The 6903-nt window shown below is 38.9% G+C and carries 7 protein-coding genes; 6 read left to right on the forward strand and 1 reads right to left on the reverse strand.

The genetic code is table 11. From position 1 onward, the window contains the following. Positions 1-834 (forward strand): sensor histidine kinase (locus tag AC1DSB_RS11845; protein WP_477586776.1); only part of this gene is annotated, 834 nt, incomplete at its 5' end. Positions 835-863: 29 nt separating this feature from the next. Continuing rightward, on the forward strand, positions 864-1538 hold the full coding sequence (locus AC1DSB_RS11850) for a response regulator (protein ID WP_016428071.1): 675 nt from the start codon (positions 864-866) through the stop codon (positions 1536-1538). Between the two features lie 418 nt (positions 1539-1956). On the opposite strand, the gene AC1DSB_RS11855 is transcribed toward AC1DSB_RS11850, so the two are convergent. Further along, positions 1957-2943, reverse strand: a complete 987-nt coding sequence (locus tag AC1DSB_RS11855) for a nuclease-related domain-containing protein (RefSeq protein ID WP_477586779.1) — start codon at positions 2941-2943, stop codon at positions 1957-1959. A 345-nt stretch (positions 2944-3288) separates the two neighbouring features. Here AC1DSB_RS11855 and AC1DSB_RS11860 point away from each other — a divergent pair, with 345 nt between their 5' ends. The 4 genes from AC1DSB_RS11860 to hpf all read left to right on the forward strand — a co-directional run bounded on the left by AC1DSB_RS11860 (position 3289) and on the right by hpf (position 6832). Continuing rightward, complete coding sequence (locus AC1DSB_RS11860) at positions 3289-3873, forward strand: nuclear transport factor 2 family protein (RefSeq protein WP_477531522.1); 585 nt, start codon at positions 3289-3291, stop codon at positions 3871-3873. Between the two features lie 307 nt (positions 3874-4180). Then, on the forward strand, positions 4181-5536 hold the full coding sequence (locus AC1DSB_RS11865) for an ATP-dependent helicase ComFA (protein WP_477586777.1): 1356 nt from the start codon (positions 4181-4183) through the stop codon (positions 5534-5536). Continuing rightward, positions 5533-6153 (forward strand): ComF family protein, encoded by a 621-nt coding sequence (locus tag AC1DSB_RS11870; RefSeq protein WP_477586778.1) that lies wholly within the window; start codon positions 5533-5535, stop codon positions 6151-6153. The genes AC1DSB_RS11865 and AC1DSB_RS11870 overlap by 4 nt, the downstream gene beginning before the upstream one ends. A 118-nt stretch (positions 6154-6271) precedes the next feature. Continuing rightward, the gene (gene hpf, locus AC1DSB_RS11875; RefSeq protein WP_016428061.1) at positions 6272-6832 is read left to right on the forward strand and encodes a ribosome hibernation-promoting factor, HPF/YfiA family; all 561 of its coding nucleotides are present in this window, start codon (positions 6272-6274) and stop codon (positions 6830-6832) included. Positions 6833-6903 lie beyond the last annotated feature (71 nt).

A 6903-nucleotide genomic window follows, 5' to 3' on the forward strand; every position in this document is an offset into this window, starting at 1 on the left:
CGTACGGAAGATCGCCAACTACGGGAACGTAGAGATGATTTGGAACGTCGTTTAAATGAATTAAACGATGCTATTTTGCATGCCGATCAACTTGTTACACAAGCCAACGTGGTTACCAACTACTTAACTTCGGATTTGAAAAATGTTGGACAAGCATTGGAAACCGCGAAATTAAAACAAGATTTCAGTTTGAAAATTATTGAAGCACAAGAAGAAGAACGAAAAAGGCTATCTCGTGAAATACATGACGGTCCCGCCCAGATGATGGCCAATGTTTTAGTTCGATCAGATTTGATAGAACGGACTTACCGTGAAAAAGGTGTCGATCAAGCACTTGTGGAAATTTCAAGTTTAAAATTGATGGTACGAAATGCTCTGTCGGAAGTAAGACGAATTATTTATGACTTGCGACCAATGGCATTGGACGATTTAGGTTTAGTCCCTACCCTCAAAAAATACTTAATGACTATCGAAGAATATAATATGGGGTGCAAAATACACTTCCATTCAAATGGAGAACAGCGTCGACTTTTACCGAATTATGAAGTAGCGCTATTTCGCCTGATTCAGGAATCTGTGACGAATGCGACAAAACATGGCAAATGCCAAACAATTTGGGTAGAAGTTGTATGGAATAAGAACAAAGTAGCCGTTACGGTGAAAGATAACGGAATTGGTTTTGATCAGCGCCTTGTTCGGGATAGTTCATTTGGTTTACTTGGAATGCAAGAACGTGTCGATCTATTAAAAGGTGAAATGGTTGTGAAATCCTCACCTGGCAAAGGAACAACAATGATGTTTCGAATTCCTTTAATTGAGGAAAAAGAGAGATAAGGTCTGCTTATATTTAGGAGGAAATGACGATGACGAAAATTGTAATTATAGACGATCACCAATTATTCCGTGAAGGGGTAAAACGAATTCTAGACTTTGAAGATTCATTTGATGTAATTGCTGAAGGCGATGATGGAAGCGACGCTTTAAATTTGTACGAGCAATATGCACCGGAAGTTATATTGATGGATATCAACATGCCACGTAAAAATGGAGTAGAAGCAACAGGTGAGCTAATGGCGAAATATCCAGAAGCCAAAGTAATCATGTTATCTATCCACGACGATGAATCTTACGTTACGCACGCTCTGAAAACAGGTGCTCTTGGGTACATGTTGAAAGAAATGGATGCTGACGCAATTGTACAAGCCATTAAAGTGGTTGCAGCAGGTGGATCTTACTTACATCCAAAAGTAACACGTAATTTAGTGGCGGAATTCCGTCGTTTAAGTGAACGTGAAAATAAAGGAACGTTCCACCAATCTGAAATTCGTCGTCCTTTCCATTTACTAACAAAACGTGAATGTGAAGTTCTTCAATTATTAACAGATGGCCAAAGTAACCGCATGATCGGTGAAACATTGTTCATTTCTGAAAAAACAGTGAAAAATCACGTTTCAAGCATTCTTCAAAAAATGAACGTAAACGACCGTACACAAGCCGTCGTAACAGCTATTAAAAATGGCTGGGTTGAAGTACGCTAATTGACTAATTGGACCCCTCACAAATGTGAGGGGTTTTTTGATTTTTAGTGAGATGATTATGGGTCGAGTGTGTAGTTTAGTGTTCCAGGTAGACAGTTTTGGGTTCCAGGTTGACAGAATGGCCTTCCAGGTTGCACAAAATGATAAGTACCATGATATTCTCAAGTGAAACTGGTCCAGGTAGACAGAATGAGGATCCAGGTAGACAGTTTTGAATTCCAGGTAGTCAGAATGGCCATCCAGGTTGCACAAGATGAAAAGTATCATGATATTCTCAAGTGAAACTTGTCCAGGTAGACAGTTTTGGATTCCAGGTAGACAGAACTGGGTTCCAGGTTGCACAAAATGAAAATTTGACATGGTATTTTCATGTGAAACTTGTCATGGGACAGAATAGACGTCCAAGAAGCACAAACTCCTATTTTTTTTCAAGTGCTTCAGCTCGAATTGAAAAAGAACCCTCATAGTCATCATCAAATAATTTATAAAATCTATAGCGACCATTGTTTTTAGGTATCAATTTAGCTCTATTTAAAATATGTGATGCAGATGTTTTATCCCTTAGTTGCAAAAAATCCAGACATTCTCTTGTAGTAATAGTGCTTTTCATTAAATAGAACCAATCCTCGAGAGCATTCGCAATGATTACTTTCCTCGTAATTTTGCAAGTAGGACATTTATAAAGAGAGCCAATATTCATAGAGCATTGCGGGCAAAGTAATCCTTTGACAATTTCTGAATCTAGAATTGGGACAGTATTTACTAGTGGGGTGGGGGAATAATTCGTTTTAGCCTGTTGCAGGGAGTCGATTAATGAATTGAATTCTTTTTCTGTAAGTGCGGGAGGGAGATCAAATAGGTCTTCAATATAAGAACCGACATCACAGCCCATCACTATGTTGGAATACCTGGGCGGCAAATCTACAAGGGTGCTAGAAAATGCGAAAACAATAGCACTTCGTATGGGTAGATTTATTTGATTTGTATTCAACCATTTAACCAATCTTCTTTCATGACGTTTCAGTTGCTCCTCTGGACATTTCATTGAAGTTTTAACTCCGTCGACTTCTTTGACTAATTGGGCAGGAGTCTTTTGGAAAGAGATTCGACCTTTCAATGCTTTTATTTCTAATATACWTACAAACTTTGGTGTAATGATTAATGTATCAAACTGGGCTTTTGTGTTTGCTGAAGTTTGAACATTAATGTCTTTAAAGATGACATATGGACATGGGAAATCAATATTCTTTAAAAAATTGTCCACATACGTTTCACCGCTGTACCCAGCACGAATCCGATTGATTCTCGATTCGATTTCCTTATAAAGCGGATGTTCTTTGGGTACTCTACTTAGTAAGCGAAGATAAACCGTTAACGATTTAGGTGTTTCTCGATTTCCGACAATAAAATATCACTCCTTCTAGTCTTTGGGATAATGTAAAAATAGCATTTTTATCCATCTAGTTGCAACTGAATTACTAGAAAAGATTTCCAAGTAGACAGAATGCCCATCCAGGTTGACAGTTTTGGATTCCAGGTTGACAGATTKGAGTTCCAGGTAGACAGTTTAGCCTTCTAGGTTGCACAAAATGGAAATAGCCCACTATAATCCGAAGCCATCCAACAATCCTACGCTTTAATACACGAAACTTTCACATGATGGGTGTCGTCTCTATTCTGATTGCGGCTATAATTATTGTAAGGGCAATCATTTTATGACAAAATAGCCGAGTAGGAGGGACGAATTATAATGAAATTCAAATATATGATAGTGTTAGCGCTAATTTCAATATTACTGTCTGCTTGTGCAAGTGAAGAAGATCGAGGCGGTGCAGGTTCCGTTTCCGATGGGGAAACTTCAAGTGAAAATAATGCATTGGAACATGGTGTGAAGAATCAGGATCAGGAACAATCTGATGTTGGCTTTGAGATGTCGGGTTCTGATATTGAAGAGGCACAAGATGTGCCAGCAGATGAAAAGAAGGCAATATTGGCTGCGTTTGATACCTATATGACTTCTTTTAATAACGAAGACTTTGAGACGTATATGTCTGTCATCGCTAAAGAACCTGAAGGGTTTGATTACAAGGAAGAAGAAGAGATGATTAAAAAAACGTTTAAAGAATATAAAGTTAAACGTACAGCTGAAGATGTGACGGTCATTAAGTATGACAAAAGCCAAGCTCAGGTCTTTGCGTCACTTGCGATCTCGCTTGAACAGGAGTCAACAGGTGCTAAACTTGACCGAACAGGTCGACAAGTAACCGTTTTTGCCAAAGAGGATGGAAACTGGCGTGTCAGCAGTGTCTACTTCATCGGTGATGTAGCGGAATAAAGAAGATGAGAACCTCGCATAAGTGCGAGGTTCTTATTATTTAGGCTCAGTTACATTAAACTGTAAATCAACGTATTTGAGCTATCTTCAAGTTTCCGCCAAATCTAACTAGTATGAAATCCGCTTAACACATGCTTCAAGCACTTGCGGCATGTAAGGTGCAAATACACTTCTTCATAATATCAACTTCTTTGTTAAAAATTTTCCCTCTCCATACACCAATATGCCCATCTTAAATTGGCGAGTTCCACAATTGGGGATTATGATTAAATGGTAGGAATGAGATATCCGTATAGGAGGGATGCTCATGAAAGAGATACAAACATTTTTAAGTGGCCGATTATGGTTGAAGGAACAAACCCCATTTCCTTTATCCGACATAGAAGATTTAATTGAAAAAGGATTTATTACCCCTCATCAAGGCATTTCATCAACTCATTTTTCACCATTACTAAAAACCAATCAACACCAATGTCGTCGTTGCGGATTTAACCAATTGACCTCTTTCCAYTGTGCAAAATGTAAAGGTGTTTGCCTTTACTGCAGGCATTGCATTCGTATGGGCAGAGTGAGCAGTTGCACGGAGTTGATAACATGGACTGGACCTGTGATTGAACTAGTCCAGTCACATCGGTTTTCATGGTCTGGAACATTGACATCCCAACAAGAACGAGCTTCAAATGAATTACTAGCCAGCGTCCGTCGAAATCAAAGTCATTTAGTTCATGCCGTATGCGGGGCTGGAAAAACGGAATTATTGTTTCCTGCTGTATTTGATTTGCTTGAGCGGGGACAACGTGTATGTGTGGCTACTCCAAGGACAGATGTTGTACTGGAGCTTGCGCCGAGATTCCAGCAAGTTTTTCCGCAAACAGTTATTCATGCTTTATATGGTGGCTCTCCGGGTTACACGGACTACGCACAGCTCATCATCGCAACAACACATCAATTGTACAGATTTGAAGAAGCTTTTGATGTCGTGTTTGTTGATGAAGCGGATGCTTTCCCATATACAGTGGATAAATCTCTGCAATATGCAGTGCAAAAAGCGAAAAAGAAAGAAGCTGTTGTACATACTATTACAGCTACACCATCTGATGAACTTTTAAGACAAGCTGTTAATAAATCGGTCATATCTGTAAGGTTTCATGGTTTTCCTCTACCGATACCACGTTTTGTCGGGTTGTGGAATTATCAAAAGCACATTCAGAAAGGTAAACTTTCCCCAAAATTAAAGATGTGGACAATAAATTGTTTGAACCACTCCCGACCTTTTTTAATTTTCTTCCCTACAATTGAACTCATGGAAAAAGCTTTGCCCTTATTTCAGCTGTTGCACCCGGAAATTTTGTCAGTCCATGCAGAAGACAGTGATAGAAAAGATAAGGTCATTAAATTGCGTCAGAAAAAAGTTTGTGGCTTGCTGACAACGACCATTTTGGAGCGAGGAATTACGATTCCCAATGTTCAAGTAGCAGTAGTTGGTGCTGATGAGAAGATTTTTACGAGCAGTGCATTAATCCAAATAGGTGGTCGTGTCGGTCGAGCGATAGATTATCCTGATGGGGATCTGGTGTTTTTTCATCATGGAATTTCGTCTGCCATGGATACAGCCAAAGCTACTATAGAAGCACACAAAAAGCAGGGTGGATACAGGCAATGACGTGTTTACTCTGTTCAACACCATTTTTAGAAAGTGCTTCTTGGCAAAAACTATTCTTCTTAAAACAATCGGATGTTCTTTGTCATGGTTGCAGAGCAAAATTTGAAAAAGTACAAAATAATCAGATTGAAAATGAATGGTCGGGGACAATATATGAAGGTGTACTGGATACCGTCAGATCCATATACACTTACAATGACTGGATGAAGCATGTGTTTCAACAATACAAATTCCAGTTGGACGTGGAGCTGGCAACGATTTTTGCTGAAGATTTCAAACCGTTAAGAAATGTTCAGAAGTTGATAGTCCCTATTCCTCTACATCCGGAAAAGTTACAGGAGAGAACCTTTTCACAAGTGGATCAATTGCTCATGGCTGCACATGTTCCTTATACGCATGTGTTGGACAAAACTGTAAATCGTTCACAAGTCGGAAAAACAAGAAAAGATCGGATGTCCTCCGAATTAATTTTTTCCGTGTCCAAGAGTGTTCAAAATCAACACATTATATTGGTCGACGATTTATATACAACAGGCACCACACTGCATCATGCCGCATTTGTTTTGAAAAAAGCGGGGGCTGAATCAGTAGATGCAATTACATTGATTCGAGCATGATGCGACAGAAAAAGGCATTTATTCGACAAAATCCAGAAAAGTTTTTGGTTTGTAGCAGGAGTTTATAGGGGATATGTAGAATAAGGTTTACATAGCCTTAATTAAAGGAGGAGTTTACATGTTAAATTTTAATATCCGTGGTGAAAACGTCGAGGTAACTCCTGCGATTCGTGAGCACGTTGAAAGCAAAATCAATAAGGTAGAGCGCTATTTCAACGAAGATCTCCAAGCGAACGCAAATGTCAATTTAAAAGTGTATAACGACAGTCAAACGAAAGTGGAAGTAACAATTCCTTTGAAGAGTTTAACGCTTCGAGCTGAAGAACGTCACAATGATATGTATGCAGCGGTCGATTTAATCGTCGATAAACTTGAGCGTCAAATTCGTAAATATAAAACGAAAGTAAACCGTAAGTTCCGTGAACGTGAAGGAGTAGGTGCATACTTCGCAAACGTTGTTTCTCCTGAGCAAGCGGCATATCAGGACGAGAGTGAAGAAGAATTACACATCGTCCGTACAAAACAATTTGAATTGAAACCAATGGATCAGGAAGAAGCGGTTCTTCAAATGGATATGCTTGGACATAATTTTTACGTATTCACTGATGCAGAATCTAATGGAACAAATATCGTCTACAAGCGTAGAGACGGTAAATATGGTTTAATCGAAACAAATTAATCTTAATCAATAAATGAGAAAGCCCAGAAAGAATTGGGCTTTCTTTTTTTATTTATTAAGCAAAATAAAGC

It is taken from the genome of Paenisporosarcina sp. P4_E4_2, from assembly GCF_056401595.1.